The 17,291-nt window shown below is 56.6% G+C and carries 19 protein-coding genes; 13 read left to right on the top strand and 6 right to left on the bottom strand.

Features of this window, described 5'->3' with window-relative positions; genetic code table 11:
- Positions 1 to 250 precede the first annotated feature (250 nt).
- From CPH65_RS03610 to CPH65_RS03635, 6 genes are all read left to right on the top strand, one after another.
- Entirely contained in the window at positions 251 to 1,504 is a 1,254-nt protein-coding gene (locus tag CPH65_RS03610) for a GGDEF domain-containing protein (protein WP_096172168.1), read from the top strand.
- Between the two features lie 321 nt (positions 1,505 to 1,825).
- Positions 1,826 to 3,373 carry a signal recognition particle protein gene (gene ffh, locus CPH65_RS03615; protein ID WP_096172169.1) on the top strand — a complete coding sequence of 516 codons (1,548 nt, stop codon included), beginning with the start codon at positions 1,826 to 1,828 and terminating at the stop codon, positions 3,371 to 3,373.
- Between the two features lie 112 nt (positions 3,374 to 3,485).
- The gene (gene rpsP / locus CPH65_RS03620; protein ID WP_096172170.1) at positions 3,486 to 3,893 is read left to right on the top strand and encodes a 30S ribosomal protein S16; all 408 of its coding nucleotides are present in this window, start codon (positions 3,486 to 3,488) and stop codon (positions 3,891 to 3,893) included.
- An 86-nt stretch (positions 3,894 to 3,979) separates the two neighbouring features.
- On the top strand, positions 3,980 to 4,591 hold the full coding sequence (rimM, locus tag CPH65_RS03625) for a ribosome maturation factor RimM (RefSeq protein WP_096172171.1): 612 nt from the start codon (positions 3,980 to 3,982) through the stop codon (positions 4,589 to 4,591).
- 12 nt (positions 4,592 to 4,603) lie between these two features.
- Positions 4,604 to 5,353 (top strand): tRNA (guanosine(37)-N1)-methyltransferase TrmD, encoded by a 750-nt coding sequence (trmD, locus tag CPH65_RS03630; protein WP_096176215.1) that lies wholly within the window; start codon positions 4,604 to 4,606, stop codon positions 5,351 to 5,353.
- Positions 5,354 to 5,504: 151 nt separating this feature from the next.
- Positions 5,505 to 6,326: a transglutaminase family protein gene (locus tag CPH65_RS03635; protein ID WP_096172172.1), complete on the top strand. Its 822-nt coding sequence runs from the start codon at positions 5,505 to 5,507 to the stop codon at positions 6,324 to 6,326.
- A gap of 61 nt (positions 6,327 to 6,387) precedes the next feature.
- On the opposite strand, the gene CPH65_RS03640 is transcribed toward CPH65_RS03635, so the two are convergent.
- A complete protein-coding gene (locus CPH65_RS03640) occupies positions 6,388 to 7,062 on the bottom strand; it encodes a metalloregulator ArsR/SmtB family transcription factor (protein ID WP_172891447.1) in 675 nt (224 codons plus the stop codon).
- Between the two features lie 91 nt (positions 7,063 to 7,153).
- On the opposite strand from CPH65_RS03640, the gene CPH65_RS03645 reads away from it, so the two are divergent.
- The 4 genes from CPH65_RS03645 (at position 7,154) to CPH65_RS03665 (ending at position 11,152) form a co-directional block, all read left to right on the top strand.
- The gene (locus CPH65_RS03645) at positions 7,154 to 7,756 is read left to right on the top strand and encodes a superoxide dismutase (protein WP_096172173.1); all 603 of its coding nucleotides are present in this window, start codon (positions 7,154 to 7,156) and stop codon (positions 7,754 to 7,756) included.
- A 347-nt stretch (positions 7,757 to 8,103) separates the two neighbouring features.
- Entirely contained in the window at positions 8,104 to 8,550 is a 447-nt protein-coding gene (rplS, locus tag CPH65_RS03650) for a 50S ribosomal protein L19 (RefSeq protein WP_096172174.1), read from the top strand.
- A gap of 394 nt (positions 8,551 to 8,944) precedes the next feature.
- A complete protein-coding gene (leuC, locus tag CPH65_RS03660) occupies positions 8,945 to 10,351 on the top strand; it encodes a 3-isopropylmalate dehydratase large subunit (protein WP_096172176.1) in 1,407 nt (468 codons plus the stop codon).
- Between the two features lie 333 nt (positions 10,352 to 10,684).
- Positions 10,685 to 11,152, top strand: coding sequence for a GNAT family N-acetyltransferase (locus CPH65_RS03665; RefSeq protein WP_096172177.1), 468 nt, complete (start codon positions 10,685 to 10,687; stop codon positions 11,150 to 11,152).
- A gap of 28 nt (positions 11,153 to 11,180) precedes the next feature.
- Here the strand turns inward: CPH65_RS03665 and CPH65_RS03670 are convergent, their stop codons facing one another.
- On the bottom strand, positions 11,181 to 11,822 hold the full coding sequence (locus CPH65_RS03670) for a TetR/AcrR family transcriptional regulator (RefSeq protein ID WP_197703954.1): 642 nt from the start codon (positions 11,820 to 11,822) through the stop codon (positions 11,181 to 11,183).
- Between the two features lie 46 nt (positions 11,823 to 11,868).
- Here CPH65_RS03670 and CPH65_RS03675 point away from each other — a divergent pair, with 46 nt between their 5' ends.
- Positions 11,869 to 12,099, top strand: a complete 231-nt coding sequence (locus CPH65_RS03675; protein ID WP_096172178.1) for a hypothetical protein — start codon at positions 11,869 to 11,871, stop codon at positions 12,097 to 12,099.
- Between the two features lie 126 nt (positions 12,100 to 12,225).
- On the opposite strand, the gene CPH65_RS03680 is transcribed toward CPH65_RS03675, so the two are convergent.
- From CPH65_RS03680 to tsaD, 4 genes are read right to left on the bottom strand one after another with little or no spacing between them, the layout of a single operon-like run.
- A complete protein-coding gene (locus tag CPH65_RS03680; protein ID WP_096172179.1) occupies positions 12,226 to 12,645 on the bottom strand; it encodes an EVE domain-containing protein in 420 nt (139 codons plus the stop codon).
- A gap of 27 nt (positions 12,646 to 12,672) precedes the next feature.
- On the bottom strand, positions 12,673 to 12,957 hold the full coding sequence (locus tag CPH65_RS03685) for a YciI family protein (RefSeq protein ID WP_096172180.1): 285 nt from the start codon (positions 12,955 to 12,957) through the stop codon (positions 12,673 to 12,675).
- A 43-nt stretch (positions 12,958 to 13,000) separates the two neighbouring features.
- Positions 13,001 to 14,026, bottom strand: coding sequence for an NAD(P)H-dependent glycerol-3-phosphate dehydrogenase (locus CPH65_RS03690; protein ID WP_096172181.1), 1,026 nt, complete (start codon positions 14,024 to 14,026; stop codon positions 13,001 to 13,003).
- Positions 14,023 to 15,123: a tRNA (adenosine(37)-N6)-threonylcarbamoyltransferase complex transferase subunit TsaD gene (gene tsaD, locus CPH65_RS03695; RefSeq protein ID WP_096172182.1), complete on the bottom strand. Its 1,101-nt coding sequence runs from the start codon at positions 15,121 to 15,123 to the stop codon at positions 14,023 to 14,025. Before tsaD ends, CPH65_RS03690 begins: the two co-directional genes overlap by 4 nt.
- A 209-nt stretch (positions 15,124 to 15,332) precedes the next feature.
- On the opposite strand from tsaD, the gene hemC reads away from it, so the two are divergent.
- Together hemC and CPH65_RS03705 are read left to right on the top strand one after the other, a co-directional pair.
- The gene (gene hemC, locus CPH65_RS03700; protein WP_371359415.1) at positions 15,333 to 16,292 is read left to right on the top strand and encodes a hydroxymethylbilane synthase; all 960 of its coding nucleotides are present in this window, start codon (positions 15,333 to 15,335) and stop codon (positions 16,290 to 16,292) included.
- A 46-nt stretch (positions 16,293 to 16,338) separates the two neighbouring features.
- Positions 16,339 to 17,070: a uroporphyrinogen-III synthase gene (locus tag CPH65_RS03705; protein WP_096172184.1), complete on the top strand. Its 732-nt coding sequence runs from the start codon at positions 16,339 to 16,341 to the stop codon at positions 17,068 to 17,070.
- Positions 17,071 to 17,291: the final 221 nt, after the last annotated feature.

Consider the following 17,291-nt stretch of genomic DNA (forward strand, 5'->3'; position numbering starts at 1 on the left):
TTCCCTTCCGCGCGATGGCAGATTTATTCTTGGCGCTACAATAGCCTTTTTGCGACAAAATGATAGAAAAACCAATGATCGTGGATGTTGCTTGTTGATGCGCGTTGAGCATGAGCCGGGACCATATGGTTCGCTCATATCTCGCCATTTACCATTTGAGGAATTGGGTGAGGTGTGTGCAAAAACTGCGATGGCGATTATGAATCTGTTTAATCTTCCCGGATAAAATCCACTATATCTAGGAGGCTGAATGCACGTAATTCTTGATATTGCTACTATATATATGTGCTTGTTTCTGTCGGTCTCGGTCGCGGCTGTGACCATGTCGATTGTATGGTACAGCAATCCTAATGAAACAGCTGCCGGCCTCTGGACCGCTTCCTACGCCTTGGGTGCGTTCACCCTTCTGGTGCTTTTCCTGCTGCCCGGATTTTCGCAGGTCGCCTCAGCGATCAACACCACCAGTTCGCTCGTCACCTTCCTGCTTCTATGGTCCGGATTTCGCGTCTTCAACCACAAGTCCGTTCCCTATGCGCTGTTTCTGCTGGTTCCGGCGCTTTATATTGCGGCGTGTTTCCTCTGGCCTGTCCTCTATCACAATCTCAATATCAATCTGGCGATGCAGTCTGCCTTCATCGTGCTGATAACCTTTGCCAGTGCCTATGAAATCCTCGGCGGCCCTGGCAATTTGCAGCTTTCGATGTCCCGCCCGATTGCCGTTGCCCTGCTTGCGCATGGGTTGTTCCGTTTGGTGATGATCTATCTGGTTTTTGCATTGCCTTCCGACGTTGAGAACGGGCGTATGGTGGCTGATTGGTGGAAGTTCTTGCTGCTCGAAATTTTTGTCAGCACAAGCTTCATGGTGATGATGACGATCATTCTGCTCAAGGACCGTAGCGAGCAACTGCATCGCATCGCTTCTGAAACCGATGTGCTCACCGGCATCGCAAACCGCCGTGCCTTCATCGACCAGTGCGATCTGCTCCTGCAACGCCATGACAATGCGCAGGTGTTGGCGATGCTCGATCTGGATCACTTCAAGTCGGTGAATGACGGGTTTGGCCACAATGCAGGAGACAGGGTGCTGTCGGAAGTCGCACGGATTGTTACCGAGTTGCTGCCCGATGAGGTGCTTTTCGGCCGCATGGGCGGTGAAGAGTTCGCGCTTTTCCTGCCAAACGGGCATTCAGACGTCAGGGCGTTCATGGAAACGATCCGGGAGGCCATTGCCAAGGCCGAAATCCGGCACAAGGGGGTGCCTGTTCCGGTGACCATCAGCATCGGCTTCGCCACCGTCAAACAGGCGGGCACCGAATTCGACCTGTTGTTTGCCGCGGCCGACCGTGCGCTTTATAGTGCCAAGCAAAGCGGCCGCAATTGTGTGTGCCGATTCTCTGTGTCCCAGCTGCTCACGAGCGTTGAGAAAGCGACCTTGAAGAAGGCGTTTCAGACCAGCATGCAACGCAGGCCCGGTCCGGAACCGATCGGGCTTGAGGCGAGCTGACGTGTCCGTGTCGCTGTTCCATTCTCGCCTTTCCATGCCAAAAGCGATGAAAAGCCCCGGTTTTGGCGCAATTCCGGTTGACGCAGACGCCATTTGCGGCTAGAAACCGCCCATTCTCATCATGAGACACGACATAGTGAGCCACTGACCCGGTCCCGAAAAGGTGTAAAGAGAACCGGGAAGTCCCCATCCGACAGCGCGTTGCGCCCTCGGATGTTTTTTGTGTTATGCGCCTTTTTCGAGAAAAGGCGGTTGGCACAAAGCGGTGAAGCGCCCACCTTTGATGTGACGTCATGATGAGAAGAGGCAAAGGAGCAATGAATGTTTGAATCTCTATCAGATCGCCTTGGCGGTATTTTTGACAAGCTCTCGAAGCGTGGTGCGCTCTCGGAGTCTGATGTCAATACCGCGTTGCGCGAAGTGCGCCGTGCTCTGATCGAGGCCGACGTTGCTCTGGATGTTGTGCGCACCTTCACCGAGCGCGTGAAAGAACGCGCTGTCGGTGTCGAGGTGATCAAGTCGGTCAGCCCGGCCCAGATGGTCGTCAAGCTGGTGAATGACCAGTTGGTCGAAATGCTCGGCTCGGACGCGCAGACGATCGATCTGAATGCACCGTCGCCTGTCCCGATCATGATGGTTGGTCTGCAGGGGTCTGGTAAAACGACCTCCACCGCCAAGATTGCCTTGCGGCTGCAGACCCGTGAGCGCAAGAAGGTTCTGATGGCCTCGCTCGATACCCGCCGTCCTGCTGCGCAGGAGCAGCTGCGGGTGCTGGGCGAGCAGAATGGCATCGACACCCTGCCGATCGTTGAAGGTCAGAGCCCGACCCAGATTGCCGAACGGGCGATGAATGCCGCGCGTTTGGGCGGCTTTGATGTTGTCATGCTCGATACCGCAGGCCGGACCCACGTGGACGAGCCGCTGATGGTCGAGATGGTCGATATCCGCAAGGTGACCAATCCGCACGAAATCCTTCTGGTGGCCGATAGCCTGACCGGTCAGGATGCGGTGAATGTCGCCAAGAGCTTTGACGAGCGCATGGATATCACCGGTATCGTTCTGACCCGTGTCGACGGGGACGGTCGTGGTGGTGCTGCGCTGTCCATGCGGGCTGTGACCGGCAAGCCGATCAAGCTTTTGGGTGTGGGTGAGAAAGCCGATGCCCTTGAAGAATTCCATCCCGAGCGTGTTGCCGGCCGTATTCTGGGCATGGGCGACATTGTCAGCTTGGTTGAGAAAGCCGCCGAAAATATCGATGCTGAGAAAGCTGCCGCTGCTGCGGAAAAACTGCGCAAGGGCAAGTTCGACCTCGAGGATCTCAAGGATCAACTCGGTCAGATGGCCAAAATGGGCGGTATGAGCGGCATCATGGGGTTGATGCCCGGTGTCGGGAAAATGAAGAAACAGATGGCTGCGGCCAATCTTGATGATTCCGTTGTTGGTCGTCAGGTGGCGATCATCAATTCAATGACCCGGGCCGAGCGGCGCAATCCCAAGCTGCTCAATGCCAGCCGCAAGAAACGCATTGCCGCCGGCTCCGGCGTGCATGTTTCCGAGATCAACAAGCTTCTCAAGATGCATCGCCAGATGGCGGACATGATGAAGATGCTGGGCAAGAAAAAGGGCGGTCTTGGCGGTCTGTTTGATGGCGGCGGTACGCCTCAGGTGGATCCGGCCCAGCTCGAAGCAATGCAGAAATCCGGTCAGATGCCTGATATGGGCGATCTGGCCAAAGGAATGGGCGGAGGCCTGCCTGGTGGCGGTTTTCCCGGAGGTTTGCCTGGCGGAATGCCTGGTCTTCCCGGTTTGGGTGGTCCGAAATTTCCCGGCCTTGGCGGTATGCCAGGGAAAGGCAAGAAGAAACGCTGAACCAATCCGCATGGTTGGTTTGACATCGAACTGAAAGGCCAAGGGCTGGCAACAGCCATGAAAAAGTTGGTCAAAAACACAAAGAATAAGGCTAATTTGGAAAGGAAACTCCATGGCTACTAGAATTCGTCTGGCTCGCGGCGGCTCCAAGAAACGCCCGCATTACAGTGTCGTTATTGCTGATATCCGCTCTCCGCGTGATGGCCGCTTCATCGAGAAAGTCGGCACCTACAATCCGCTGCTGTCGAAAGATGATGAGCGCCGCGTCATTCTAAAAGAAGATCGCATCAAGCATTGGCTCGAGCAGGGTGCTGTTCCGACCGATCGCGTTCTGCGCTTCCTTGATGCTGCTGGCATGGCGACCCGTCCTTCTCGCAACAACCCGAACAAGGCAAAACTGGGCAAAAAAGCTCAGGAACGTCTTGATGAGCTGCGTGCGAAAGAAGAAGCAGCAGCTGCTGCCGCTGAAGCTGCAGCCGCACCGGCTGAAGAAGCAAGCGAAGAAGCGACTGCGGAGTAATCCCATTCGATTTGAGGGAGTTCGGGCCGATGCCCGGACTCCCTTTTTGATTCCCCCTCATTTTATTTCCACATGGGATGACTGCCATGGCCAAGACCCCTTCAGAGCCTGAGGGCAAGATTTGCATCGCCCAGATCGGGGCAGCGCACGGCGTGCGCGGTGAGGTTCGGATCAAACTGTTCTCCGACGATCCCAATAGCCTGACCCAATATGGACCGCTTGAGACGGCGGATGGAAAACGGCACTTCAAGATTGTTTCGGCCCGCTTTGCCAAGACAGTTTTTGTCTGCCGGATCAAGGGCCTGACTGATCGTAACGAGGCCGAGGCACTCAATGGCGTGCGGCTCTATGTGGATCGGGAACAGCTGCCCGAGCTCGAGGAAGAGGAATTCTATCATTCCGATCTCATCGGACTGGATGCCCGTCTTGAGGATGGTACAGTGCTCGGGTCCATCCTTGCCGTTCACGACTTCGGCGCGGGGGATCTCCTTGATATCGTGCCCAGTCGGGGCAAGGGGCTTTATGTTCCCTTCACCCGCGAAGCCGTTCCGCATGTCTCGCTGGACGAGGGCTATGTCACTGTGATCCCGCCTGAGGGTTTGCTTGATGAGGCAGACGAAAGCGAGCGATCATTGGAAGGCGAGGGGGCTGATTTCAGCGCCCAGCCAGAGCTTCTCGATGGCCTCAAAAAGGACTGATCGGATCTGATGATGTCGGACGAGACCCTGCCTGTTAAGGACGATGTGGTGTGTGCACCATGGCATGCCACCGTTCTGACCCTTTATCCCGACATGTTCCCCGGACCGCTTGGCACGTCTTTGGCTGGCCGCGGGCTCGAAAAGGGCTTGTGGACGCTCGATACCCTGCATATTCGCGAATTTGCCGAGGGCAAGCATCGCAATGTCGATGACACGCCGGCTGGCGGCGGTGCTGGCATGGTTCTGCGGCCCGATGTGCTGGCCCGGGCCATCGATCATGCGAGCGGCGAGAATGATGACCGGCCGCGCATTCTTCTGTCGCCGCGCGGCGCTCCATTGACGCAGCAAAAGGTCAGGGAGCTAAAGGATGCAGGCGGAGCCATTCTCGTTTGCGGGCGCTTTGAAGGGGTGGACCAGAGGGTTATCGAGGCGCGCAATCTTGAGGAGATTTCCATCGGCGATTATATCCTGTCCGGTGGTGAGGTTGGCGCGATGGTTCTGATGGATGCTGTCGTGCGTCTGTTGCCCGGTGTGATGGGCAAGATTGCATCGGGCGAGGATGAGAGCTTTGAAAGCGGCTTGCTCGAATATCCTCATTATACCCGCCCAACCGAGTGGGAAGGGCACGAGATTCCTGAGATCCTTGCGTCCGGTCATCACGGCAAAATTGCCGATTGGCGTTTTGAGCAAGCCGTCGAATTGACCCGTGAACGACGTCCCGATCTTTACGAGGCTTGGGTCGAGCGACAGAAAAAGCCCTGAAACTGGCGGCTTTGCTCGGTTTTACCTTATTTGGTTGTGTTGATCTTGAGGGTGCATCTTCGAGCTGAATGGGTTAGGGTGGTTTTTGTCAGCACAATATAATTGTAAGAATAGCTGGTCATAAATTCACTCCGAACTCAAGGTTCTAGCGATGCGAATGCGACTCGGCTGCAAGCTGACGTTCGAGCTTCCGGCTCCCACACCGATGATCAACATCCTCAATGTGCATTATTCCCGCGCCAGCGATATGGAGCGTCCGGATCTATTGCGGACGGTACCGTCCGTGCCGGTTGAGGCCTATCGTGATCCGTTTGGCAACTGGTGCAACAGGCTGGTGGCGCCCGCCGGACTGTTGACGATTGAGACGGATGGTGTGATCCGGGACGCTGGCCTTTCTGATCCCATTGACAAATCGGCGCTGCAAGTGCCGGTGGAGCAGTTGCCCGCTGAGGTTTTGACCTATCTTTTACCCAGCCGCTATTGCGAGTCCGATGTGTTGTCCGACTTTGCCTGGCAGCAATTCGGGCAAATGGGGTTCGGCTGGGAGCGTGTACAGGCGGTCTGCGATTTCGTGCACAATCACATCCAGTTCGGCTATGAGCATTCCCGTCCGACGCGGACGGCTGCCGATGGCTTGCGTGAGGGAACCGGGGTCTGCCGGGATTTTGCGCATTTGGCGATTGCGCTTTGCCGTTCACTGAATATTCCGGCGCGCTATTGCACAGGGTATATCAGCGACGTCAATCAGCCGCCCAATCCAGCACCCATGGACTTTGCTGCGTGGATGGAAGTGTATCTGGGGGGCAAATGGTGGGTGTTTGATCCGCGCAACAATGACATCCGGTTTGGTCGGGTGTTGATTGCACGAGGCCGGGACGCGGCTGATGTGCCCATGACGCACAGTTTTGGCAAGCACGAGCTTAAAGGCTTTGAAGTCTGGGTCGATCAAATCGAGGATCTGGCTGATCAATAGTCGATGCAGCGACTGACATGATGATGGCGAAGCCTATCAACGGCCTCAATGCGTCGATGTCTCAGGCTTCTGTGGGCGCTGTGTCGCTTATCCGGTATACGCAGCGCTGAGCATCGCCCAGAATGTGCTCGATGCGTTCGATATGTGCCGTCGGGCCGAGGATCGAACGGAACACCTCCAGCTCAGACTGGCAGAAACCCTTGCAGAATCGCGCTGCGGTGCAGATCGGGCAATGGTTCTCGATCAGCATCAGGGAGCCGTCCTCGCCCATTTCTGTTGCGGCCATGTAGCCTTCGGCGCTGCGCAGTTCGGCCAGTTTTTCGACCCGTTCCTTCAGGGAGCTCCGTCCGGCAAGCTCGCCTTGATAGCGGTCCCGCGTTCTGGCTTCCCGCAAGCCAATGATCGTGTCCAAGGCTTCCTGCCCCAGCGCCTGCTCGACCGAGGCGAGAACATCAACGGCAAGATCTGCGTGGGCATTGGGGAAGCGGTCATGGCCCGCCTGTGTCAGGTACCAATAGACCGACGGTCGTCCGCGGCCCGCAGCGCGGCGTTCCTCACCGACCAACCCTTCCTCGGCCAGCTTGGTCAGATGCTGACGGGCTGCCTCACCAGTTGTCTTGAGCTTTTCTCCCATTTGCGTCGAAGTCATTGCCCCGTGCATTTTCAGGGACATCAGGATTCGGTCGGCGGAGTTGCGCACCGATGAATTTGATTTTTCCAAGTTTATTCTTGACATATTAGCTCATATGTTTTTCAAAGAGGTTACTTGTTTTAATATCAGGATGTGCCCTTGAACGCAAGTTCGGGCCTTCAAAGGAGATTTACACATGGCTTTTGAACTTCCAGCTCTTCCCTATGCTCACGCTGCTCTCGCCGCGAAAGGCATGAGCCAGGAAACCCTCGAGCTGCACCACGACAAGCACCATCAGGCTTACGTGACTGCGCTGAACAACTTTATCGAAGCCAATGCCGATCTGCAGGGCAAGTCGCTCGAAGACATCATTGCCGCGACCTATGGCAATGACGAGCGCGCCGGCATCTTCAACCAGGCTGGTCAGCACTGGAACCACATCCATTTCTGGAACGCCCTGTCGCCAAATGGCGGTGGCATTCCGGGATCTCTGGAAGCCAAGCTGGTTGAAGCCTTCGGCTCTGTCGATCAGTTCAAGGCAGACTTCAAAACCGCAGCAACCACCCAGTTCGGGTCTGGCTGGGCATGGCTCATCCAGAAAGCAGATGGCTCGCTCAGCGTGACCAAAACTCCGAATGGCGTTAACCCACTGGCAACCGGTGAAGGCACCGCTCTTCTCGGCCTCGATGTTTGGGAGCACAGCTACTATGTGGACTTCCGCAACCGTCGTCCGGACTATGTCTCCAACTTCCTCGACAATCTCGCCAACTACGAGTTTGCCGAAAGCAACCTTGCTTAAGTGGTGAGCGTAGCCGCCCGGATCGACCCTTGATTTCTATCTCGGTCTCCGGGCGGGCGTCTCTTTTCTGACCGGACAATCCGGCGTTCACCGTGTTATGATAACTTGGTTGGCGCCGGATTTGTCATATGTTGGGCTGACACTGTCGCATGTTGCGAAAATCACGATAAATCCGCGCTTTTGAGTCACTTTTGGGGGTGACAAAGGACCTCACATTGGGTATAGACGCCCAATCTGATTTCCAACAAGTACGGCGAAACGGGCCCTTGTGGCATGTCAGGCATCAGTGAGCCTGACGGGACTGCATGGGACGCTCTGGTCGTAGCGATACAACAAGAGTGAAGATCATGAACATCATTGAACAGCTCGAACAAGAGCAAATGGCCGAAATCAAGGCCAAGCGCGAACTGCCAGAATTTTCTCCCGGTGACACCGTGCGTGTCAACGTCCGTGTGACTGAGGGTACCCGTACCCGTGTGCAGGCCTATGAAGGCGTCTGCATTGCACGCAAAGGCTCCGGCCTGCACGAAAGCTTCACCGTTCGCAAGATTTCCTATGGTGAAGGCGTCGAGCGTGTGTTCCCGATCTATAGCCCGATCGTCGATAGCCTTGATGTTGTTCGCCGCGGTAAAGTCCGTCGCGCGAAACTCTACTATCTGCGCGATCGTCGCGGTAAATCCGCTCGTATTACTGAAGCATCCAACACGCGTGCGCGTCGCCTTAACGACAGCGCCAAAGCCAAGGTTGCCGAAGCGAAAGCTGCCAAGAAAAAACAAGCTGAAGACGCAAAGTAAGTTTTTTGTGGCTTTGACTGCATTTCAAGGGGCTCGATATGGCAATCATATCGGGCCTTTTGCGCATCAATATGAGGCATGGGACAGAAGTTTGAGCGCAATATTGCTTGACCTTGACCCACTATTTGTCGCATGACATTGCCGACCGACTTTGACTGTCGGCCGGGACATGCAGTCCGGTCCGATCTGGGCCAGCCTCTTGGTGGACGAACGCCTGCTGCCGTTGCATCTGTCGATGAGACTGTTTGCAAATGGTCCGGCCAACAACTACATCCAACGTGTATCCTGCCTTTCGATCTGTCGCTTTGGCGGGGATATGCGAGACACGAAGATCTTGAGCCGCCCGTGCTGACTGGCAAGGGATGGGCTCAGAGCAAAAGGACTGGTATCGAACATGTCTGCACCCAAGACTCTTTATGACAAAATCTGGGATTCCCACGTGGCCGATCAGCCGGAGGATGGCACCTGCCTTCTCTATATTGATCGTCACCTTGTCCATGAAGTCACGTCTCCGCAGGCCTTCGAAGGGCTACGCATGGCCAACCGCAAGGTGCGCGCACCGCAGCGGACGCTGGCTGTCGTTGATCACAACGTCCCGACGACCGACCGCTCCAAAGGCATTGATGATCCCCAGTCCAAGCTGCAGGTGGAAACGCTGGCAGCCAACGCCAAGGAATTCGACGTCGAATATTATGACGAGCTGGACAATCGTCAGGGCGTGGTTCACATCGTCGGTCCCGAACAGGGCTTTACCCTGCCGGGCATGACCATTGTTTGCGGCGATTCGCATACCTCCACCCACGGGGCGTTCGGCTCTCTGGCGCACGGTATCGGCACGTCCGAGGTCGAGCATGTGCTGGCCACCCAGACGTTGGTGCAGAAAAAAGCCAAGAACATGAAGGTCGAAGTCAACGGCAAGCTTGGCGAAGGCGTGACTGCAAAAGACATCGTTCTGGCCATTATCGGCAAGATCGGCACGGCAGGCGGCACCGGCCATGTGATTGAATTCTGCGGCGAAGCCATCCGCGATCTGTCCATGGAAGGCCGCATGACGGTCTGCAACATGGCCATCGAAGGCGGCGCTCGCGCAGGCCTGATCGCGCCGGATGAAAAGACCTATGCCTATATCAAGGGCCGCCCGAAAGCACCAAAAGGCGCTGACTGGGACAAGGCCATGGACTTCTGGAAAAGCCTTTACACCGATGAAGGGGCTCATTTCGATACGGTCGTGACACTGGATGCTGCATCGCTGCCGCCGATCGTGTCCTGGGGCACCAGCCCGGAAAACGTGACGACCATCGATGGTTCGACCCCCGATCCGGATGCGATCGAAGATGAATCGCGCCGCAATGCCGTCAAACGTGCGCTCGACTATATGGGTCTCAAGGCCAACACCAAGATGACCGACGTTGCGCTTGATCGCGTTTTCATCGGCTCCTGCACCAACGGCCGCATCGAGGACCTTCGGGCCGCGGCCAGCGTATTCAAGGGCCGCAAGGTCAAGGACGGCATCAATGCGATGGTCGTTCCCGGCTCTGGTCTGGTAAAAGCGCAGGCTGAAGAAGAGGGTCTGGACAAGATCTTTCTTGAGGCCGGTTGTGAATGGCGTGAGCCGGGCTGCTCCATGTGCCTTGCGATGAATGCGGACAAGCTGGCTCCGGGTGAGCGCTGTGCGTCGACCTCCAACCGTAACTTTGAAGGTCGTCAGGGCTTCAAAGGGCGCACCCATCTGGTCTCGCCGGCCATGGCCGCAGCCGCTGCGGTTGCCGGACACTTCGTCGATGTGCGTGAACTCGACTAGGTTTCGCGCTATTCGATCTGAGAATTCAAGAGCCGGGTCCTTGTGATCCGGCTTTTTTGTTGGTCAGCAATTAGGCGTGTTGATGGTTGAGCGTGACTGGATCAGGCCATTCGTCCCACTTGTGTCGGATTAATGGGGATGGTGCGGTAGAATGGATTGTCAATTTGCCGTTGGCATTTACGATAACCCGTGATCAACTGACCAGGCCGATAGGGCGCAGGATGTATTTCTGCCTGTCGCACCTCACTGTGGGGCTTGTCGGTAAGGTGCTGCTCTTGACGTGTGTCGCTTGAATGGCGGGAGGCGTGAGCGGCGAGAGACATGGGAGAGACTATGAGCACGATCGATATCAAGATTCTGGAACTGGATGCCGCTCTGGATCTGGCGCCTTTGATTTCCGCCCATGCACAGGAGCAGAAACGGGGCGCACCGCGTCAACCGGACATTTTCTATGCTGAAACCCTGCTAACAGACCGCACAGCCGAAGTCTTCGGTGCCTATATGGATGGCAAGCTGGTGTCTTTTGCCACCTTCTTTGATCTGCCGGAGACCATATCAGGCAAACGCGTGGGCCATGTCGACATTCTCTTTGTCGATTATGACGCTCGCGATATGGGCGTGACCAAGGCGATGATTGAGAAGCTGATCCAAATCGGTGATGAGCGCAATTGGCTCGAGTTGCAGTGGAACGATCCCAACGATGTGCAGCAGGCCAAGATTGCTGAGATCTCGCATCTGACGACGACAGCCAGCGTGCGGCTGAGCATCGGCATCCACGAAGAGCACACCAAGGTGAAGTGACAGGCTTTCAAAAGCCCAAGATGAGAGCTTAGCTCAAGTCGGAGTTGGCCAGCATTCGGATATGCTGGCCGATCGGCTCGTCGAGTCGGTTGGTGATCAAGCGTTGCCAAAGCAGACCGATCAGCATATCCGCCCTGACCGCAGGCGCTTCGTGTTGCGGGATTTCACCGCGTTGGCGCGCGCGTTCGACGACTTTTGCCAGCGCTTCGATCCGCTCGGAGTGATAATTTCTGAGCGTTTCGGCAACATCTGGATCCGACTGGGATTCGGCGATGATTGCCTTGAAGAACAGGCCGTTCTCACCCTGCCAGATCTCGATCAGGTCGTTGGCGAAGTGCAAGAGATCCTGTTCAAGCGACCCGGTATCCCTGTAGAGAAATTGCGGCTTCTTTCGTTGGTATACGGCCAACAAAAGCGCGCCGCGGGTGGGCCACCATCGGTAGAGCGTCGCCTTTCCCGCCTTGGCTCTGCGCGCAACCGCTTCCATACGCAGACCGCCAATGCCTTTTTCGGCGATGATATCTGCAGCCGCATCAAGGATTGCCGTTTCGGCTTCAGGATTTTTTCTGGCACCGATTGACTGCCTTGCCTTGTTGGCGCTGCTTGTGTCGTTTTTGATTTTTTCGGTGCCCATGGATTTCCTCTTGACGAAACGGAACGTATCGTTCATATATCTTTCCATGAAACGGAACGAAGCGTCTCGAAAGGAACATCGCATGAAAGACACATCCCGTAAACCGTCTCGCGCACGTTTTGCGCTTATGATTCTGGTGTTTGTCTATCCCTTGGTGACGGGGCTACTTTATGGCATTGTGGCCATCACGCCCGACTGGCACCTATGGCAGCGCGCCATGATCATGGTTCCGATTGTCGTGGCTGCCATGGTCTATGTCATTATACCCTTCATTCAGCAGCGCATGCAGGCGGTGATTACCGTCAGATCATGAGGCGGCCCAATTGAGGGCAATGAGTTTCTAGGACATACGGATCGTGCGTGCTTGTCGAGCAATAAGGAAAAGGGGAAGTGGCCAATGCCAGCTTCCCCTTTTGTCTTGATGGATCCAACGGCAGGATTACGGCTTGACGCCGACCATTTCGCAAATGATGGCCCATTCCTCATCGCTGACCGGCTGGACCGACAGGCGCGAATTCTTGACCAGAATCATCTCGGAAAGGGTGGGATGGTTCTTGCAGTCTTCAAGGGTGATCGGGTTTTTGACCGGTTCCACCGCCTTGATGTCCACGCATTCCCACTTGCCCGTGTCGTCCGTGGTGTCCGGATGAGCTTCAGCGCAAACTTCGACAATGCCGACAATGCGCTTCTCGTTGATCGAATGATAGAAAAAGCCCTTATCGCCCAAGGCCATTTTGCGCATGTTGTTGCGGGCCTGATAGTTGCGGACACCGTCCCACTGTTCCCCAGCCTCGCCCTTGGCGACCTGCTGGTCCCAGCTCCAGGTGTTCGGTTCGGACTTGAAAAGCCAATAAGCCATGGGATTCTCCGCTATTTTAAGAGCTGATCAGGATGGTGCGCCGATGACCCATTTCCAGCCGTGAATGGTGACGTCCTTGAACAGGCCCGCCTTGGCATAGGGATCGTTGGCCAGCATGGCTTCCAGTGCCGCTTTGTTATCGGCTTCGCAGATGAGGGTCGAACCCATCATGGTGCCTTCATCGTCAAGCAAGGGCCCTGCAACGGGAATGCTGGCGCTGTTTTCTTTCACAAAGGCGAGATGCGCTTCACGGTTGGCCTTGCGGATATCAAGACCACCATCCTTATCGAGGCAGGTAACGACGAAATGCATGATTTTTCCTCTTTATGCTGTGCGTTGGGGAATTGAAATGGTGTCAATGATGATCGCTCTCTCGCCTCAGCGGGCGGGACATCAGCCTAGTTACCGCTTCATCGATGCTGCTCTTGCGATCAAGAACATCCGCTACGGCTTGAGCGATTGGCATCTCGACGTCGAAACGGTCTGCCAGTTCGGTGGCGACACGGGCGGTAAAGGCGCCCTCGGACAGTTTGGCGCCTGGCGCGAGTAGCTCGGACAGGTCCTTGCCGTCACCAAGGGCAAAGCCGAAGGAGAAATTGCGGCTCTGGGCGTTGGAGCAGGACAGGGCCACATCGCCAAAACCTGAAAGGCCCATCAGCGTATCGGCCCGCGCTCCGGCCTTCAGTGCAAGTCGCTGCATTTCGGCAAAACCCCGGGTCATCAGGGCGGCGTGAGCGCTGGCACCGAGCTTTTTGCCCACAACGATGCCGCAGGCGATTGCGAGCACGTTCTTGAGGGCGCCGCCGAGCTGGACGCCAATCATGTCGGTGCTCGCATAGGGGCGGAAACTGGTGTTCGACAAGGTGGCGCATAGACGTTCGGCAAGGGGGTGAGACCCCGCAGCAATGGTCACGGCGGTTGGCAGTCCGCGCGCCACATCGGCAGCAAAGGACGGCCCGGACAGGATCGCGGGTACGGCTTGCGGCAGATAATCGCTCAGAACCTCGCTCATCATGCGTTGGGTGCCCTTTTCCAATCCCTTGGCGGCGAGGATGACGGGGGTGCCCTTCTTGACGTAAAAGCCGATGTCTTCGGCGATCTTGCGAGTGGACTGGGCCGGGGCGACCAGCAGAATGCAGTCCGCATCTGCGGCTTCGGTGACATCGGTCGTTGTTTCAAGCGGCTGATCGAAGGTGATGTCCGGCAGATACGCAGGCAATTGCCGGGTGCCGCTGATGGACTGAAGATTTTCGTGATTGCGGCCCCAGAGCACCACGTCTCTGCCGGCGCGCACCGCATTGAGCGCGAGAGCGGTTCCCCATGCGCCAGCGCCGAGCACCGAGACGCGTTTGAATGGTTCGACGTTGCTCAACTGGCTCATGCCTTGGCTCCCTTGCGTCCCTTGCCGATCTTGGCCTCAGCATTCTTGTCCAAAGGCCAGCGCGGACGGGCGGGGGCGTTGAGCGGGTCGGTGAGGCCAAGGGCCAGCCGTTCGGCACCGGCCCATGCGATCATGGCCCCATTGTCCGTACAAAGGCGGATCGGCGGCGCGATCATCTCTGCGCCTGCATCCGTCAAAATCGTTTCGAGAGTGGAACGAATGGCCTTGTTGGCTGCAACACCGCCTGCCACGATCAATTGCGGTGTCTCGATTTCTGGAAAACGGACTTTGAATTCCGCCAGAGCCTTGCCGATGCGGTCGCTGAGAATGTCGCAAATGGCGGCCTGAAAAGAGGCGCAGAGATCTGCCACATCCTGATCGGACAGGGGTGCGATCTTTTCGGCTTCGCGGCGCACGGCGCTTTTCAGACCCGAGAAGGAAAAATCAAATCCTTCGCGGCCCTTCATGGAGCGCGGCAGTGCGAAGCGTTTGGGGTCTCCTCTGAGGGCTGCGTCTTCCACCTTCGGGCCGCCCGGATAGGGAAGGCCAAGGAGTTTTGCCGTCTTGTCAAAGGCTTCGCCGAGCGCATCATCAATGGTGGTGCCCCATCGTTCATAATTACCGACGCCGCGCACCAGCAGGATCTGGCTGTGCCCACCCGAGACGAGCAACAAAAGGTGAGGGAAGGGGGCATTGTTGGAGAGGCGAGCCGTGAGCGCATGACCTTCGAGGTGGTTGACAGCAATCAGCGGCAGATCATGGGCTGCGGCGATGGCCTTGGCGCTCATCAGCCCGACCAGAACCCCGCCGATAAGACCGGGGCCTGATGTGGCAGCAATACCATCGAGGTCGGAAAAGCCGACGCCAGCCTCGTCCATGGCAGCTTTGATGATGCCATCAAGCGCCTCAACGTGGGCGCGGGCGGCGATCTCGGGGACGACCCCGCCATAGGCGGCATGATCCTCGATCTGGCTGAGGACAACGTTGGAGAGAATCTCGCCCTGACCGGCCTTTGGATCATCAGCACAATCGGCATGACGACGCACGACTGCGGCCGCAGTTTCATCACAACTTGTTTCTATGCCCAAAACGATCATTGCGCGGGTGACTTGGTTGCCTCTATGGTTTGCGCCAATAGCCATGTTGCCTGTTGGTTCAAACGGTCGATGATTGCTAACATGGCTCATGTATTAGAGCAAAGCTGCGAGATTGGCATCCCCTTTCTGCCCGTTTGGGGGCAAATGCCGGTTCTTGTGACCAGTTGTCCCCGCTGCTGATTCTTCCAATGGGGCCACGACAAAGAGACTTGAAAGCGTTAGGTATGCACTCCACTCCCATCAAAATCGGTACCAGAGGCAGCAAGCTTGCACTGGCACAGGCCTATGAAACCAGAACGCGCCTGATGGAGGCGCATGGTTTGGCGGAACGGGATTTCGAAATCGTCGAAATCAAGACCACGGGCGATGTGATTCTTGACCGACCGCTGTCGGAGGCAGGTGGCAAGGGGCTTTTCACCAAAGAAATCGAAGAGGCGCTGATGGATGGCCGGATTGATCTGGCGGTGCATTCCACCAAGGACATGCCGACGGTTCTGCCTGAGGGGCTGGAGCTGAAGATCTTTCTGCCGCGGGAAGATGTGCGCGATGCCTTCATTTCCCGCAAATTCCAATCCATGGCCGAGATGCCGTCCGGAGCGATTGTCGGGACCTCGTCGCTCAGACGTCAGGCGATGGTCAAGCGCCTTCGTCCGGATCTGGAAGTGGTGATGTATCGCGGTAATGTGCAGACGCGCCTTGAGAAACTCGACAAGGGCGTTGCCGATGCGACGCTTCTGGCCTGTGCAGGGCTTCAGCGGCTGGGGCTTGCCTCGCTTGCCGCCTCTCCCATTGCGCCAGAGGAATTTCTGCCTGCGGTCGGTCAGGGCGCGATCAGCATTGAGACGCGGGTGGGCGATGAGGCAACGTTCAACCTTCTCGCCAGCATTCACGATGAAAAGACCGAATTGGCACTTGCTTGCGAACGGGCTTTTCTGGGCGCGCTTGATGGGTCATGCCGGACGCCGATTGCCGGGCTTGCCGAGTTGGAGGGCAATCAATTGACCTTCCGGGGGCAGGTGTTGCTGCCTGATGGCAGTGAAAGCCATGAGATTTCCGAGAGCGGTCCAGCGTCGCAAGCGGCATCCGTTGGCCTTAGAGCCGCAGAGGCGCTGAGGACGAAAGCCGGATCTGCCTTTTTTGAGGCGGTGCTTGCAGCTTCGAACCACTGAGCCCGTCTCTTTGGCCAATATCCTTTCAGGCGGGAGCAGATAGGTGATGCGGGCGACTTTGAAAAAGCGGATCCTTGTGACACGACCAGAGGCCGATCAGGCGCAGACGGTGTCGGCGCTTGGCACTATCGGGCTCGAGGCGGTCAGTGCGCCCGTCATGGATATAGAAAGCCTGCCCTTCGTGCTTCCCGATGAGCCGTGGCAGGCGGTGATTGTCACGTCCCGCAATGCTCTTAGGATGCTAAGCGCGGAGGAGATCAATGAAATCAAGGCCTGCCGTCTGTGCTGTGTGGGAGCCAAGACCGCCGATCTTGCCCGAAGCTTGGGGTTTTTGCGGATTGATCAACCCGCGCCGCACGTCGCAGACTTGGGCGAACGATTAAAATCGTCGCTTGAAGTGGGCGGTGGGCCTGTTCTCTATCCTGCCGGGCATTATCGCTCCGGGTCTCTGGCTGAGGATCTTGAGGAACTGGACCTTCGGGTCTGTCTCATCGAGATCTATCGGATGGTGGCCAGAAGTGGGCTGCCGGATAAGGCGATTGCTGCGATAAAGGCTGGAGATCTTGCAGGCATCTTGGTCTATTCGACACGGTCGGCGGAGATTTTGGCTCGGCTCTTGGAAGCGGACGGATTGAGGGATAAGCTGGGCAGGGTTCCTTTTTTCTGCCTCTCCGAGTCTGTCGCGGCACGACTGCAAGGATCAGGCTTTGTTACCCATGTGTCAGAAATGCCGAATGAGGCGGCTCTTCTTGCATGTGTAAAAAAACACCATAACTAATTATGAGAATAGAGATTCCATAATCTGGTGTTTATGCTTGGTCGTATAGATTTTGGACGGGGATGGGGCGATATTGCTCCGCAACACATGCCTTCGCACCGATGGCTCCGGTAAGCACGTCCGGCATGTGCATGATTTCTACAAGGCCGATGCCCTGATCAGACGGTGGCACCGCGCTTGAGATGTGACCACCCCGGCTTTCCCGGGAATTGAGGAATGGT

Source organism: Cohaesibacter sp. ES.047 (genome assembly GCF_900215505.1).
In the GTDB taxonomy this organism is placed as follows: Bacteria; Pseudomonadota; Alphaproteobacteria; order Rhizobiales; family Cohaesibacteraceae; genus Cohaesibacter.

Bases quoted from the DNA above. Each gene is read 5' to 3' on its own strand.
- CPH65_RS03705 (WP_096172184.1), top strand. From the start codon at position 16,339: ATGCGGGCGACTTTGAAAAAGCGGATCCTTGTGACACGACCAGAGGCC.
- trmD (WP_096176215.1), top strand. From the start codon at position 4,604: ATGTCGGACGAGACCCTGCCTGTTAAGGACGATGTGGTGTGTGCACCA.
- CPH65_RS03680 (WP_096172179.1), bottom strand. From the start codon at position 12,645: ATGGCTTATTGGCTTTTCAAGTCCGAACCGAACACCTGGAGCTGGGAC.
- CPH65_RS03610 (WP_096172168.1), top strand. From the start codon at position 251: ATGCACGTAATTCTTGATATTGCTACTATATATATGTGCTTGTTTCTG.
- CPH65_RS03640 (WP_172891447.1), bottom strand. From the start codon at position 7,062: ATGTCAAGAATAAACTTGGAAAAATCAAATTCATCGGTGCGCAACTCC.
- CPH65_RS03690 (WP_096172181.1), bottom strand. From the start codon at position 14,026: ATGAGCCAGTTGAGCAACGTCGAACCATTCAAACGCGTCTCGGTGCTC.
- rimM (WP_096172171.1), top strand. From the start codon at position 3,980: ATGGCCAAGACCCCTTCAGAGCCTGAGGGCAAGATTTGCATCGCCCAG.
- CPH65_RS03675 (WP_096172178.1), top strand. From the start codon at position 11,869: ATGAAAGACACATCCCGTAAACCGTCTCGCGCACGTTTTGCGCTTATG.
- CPH65_RS03645 (WP_096172173.1), top strand. From the start codon at position 7,154: ATGGCTTTTGAACTTCCAGCTCTTCCCTATGCTCACGCTGCTCTCGCC.
- ffh (WP_096172169.1), top strand. From the start codon at position 1,826: ATGTTTGAATCTCTATCAGATCGCCTTGGCGGTATTTTTGACAAGCTC.
- rplS (WP_096172174.1), top strand. From the start codon at position 8,104: ATGAACATCATTGAACAGCTCGAACAAGAGCAAATGGCCGAAATCAAG.
- CPH65_RS03665 (WP_096172177.1), top strand. From the start codon at position 10,685: ATGAGCACGATCGATATCAAGATTCTGGAACTGGATGCCGCTCTGGAT.
- CPH65_RS03685 (WP_096172180.1), bottom strand. From the start codon at position 12,957: ATGCATTTCGTCGTTACCTGCCTCGATAAGGATGGTGGTCTTGATATC.
- leuC (WP_096172176.1), top strand. From the start codon at position 8,945: ATGTCTGCACCCAAGACTCTTTATGACAAAATCTGGGATTCCCACGTG.
- CPH65_RS03670 (WP_197703954.1), bottom strand. From the start codon at position 11,822: ATGAACGATACGTTCCGTTTCGTCAAGAGGAAATCCATGGGCACCGAA.
- rpsP (WP_096172170.1), top strand. From the start codon at position 3,486: ATGGCTACTAGAATTCGTCTGGCTCGCGGCGGCTCCAAGAAACGCCCG.
- tsaD (WP_096172182.1), bottom strand. From the start codon at position 15,123: ATGATCGTTTTGGGCATAGAAACAAGTTGTGATGAAACTGCGGCCGCA.
- CPH65_RS03635 (WP_096172172.1), top strand. From the start codon at position 5,505: ATGCGAATGCGACTCGGCTGCAAGCTGACGTTCGAGCTTCCGGCTCCC.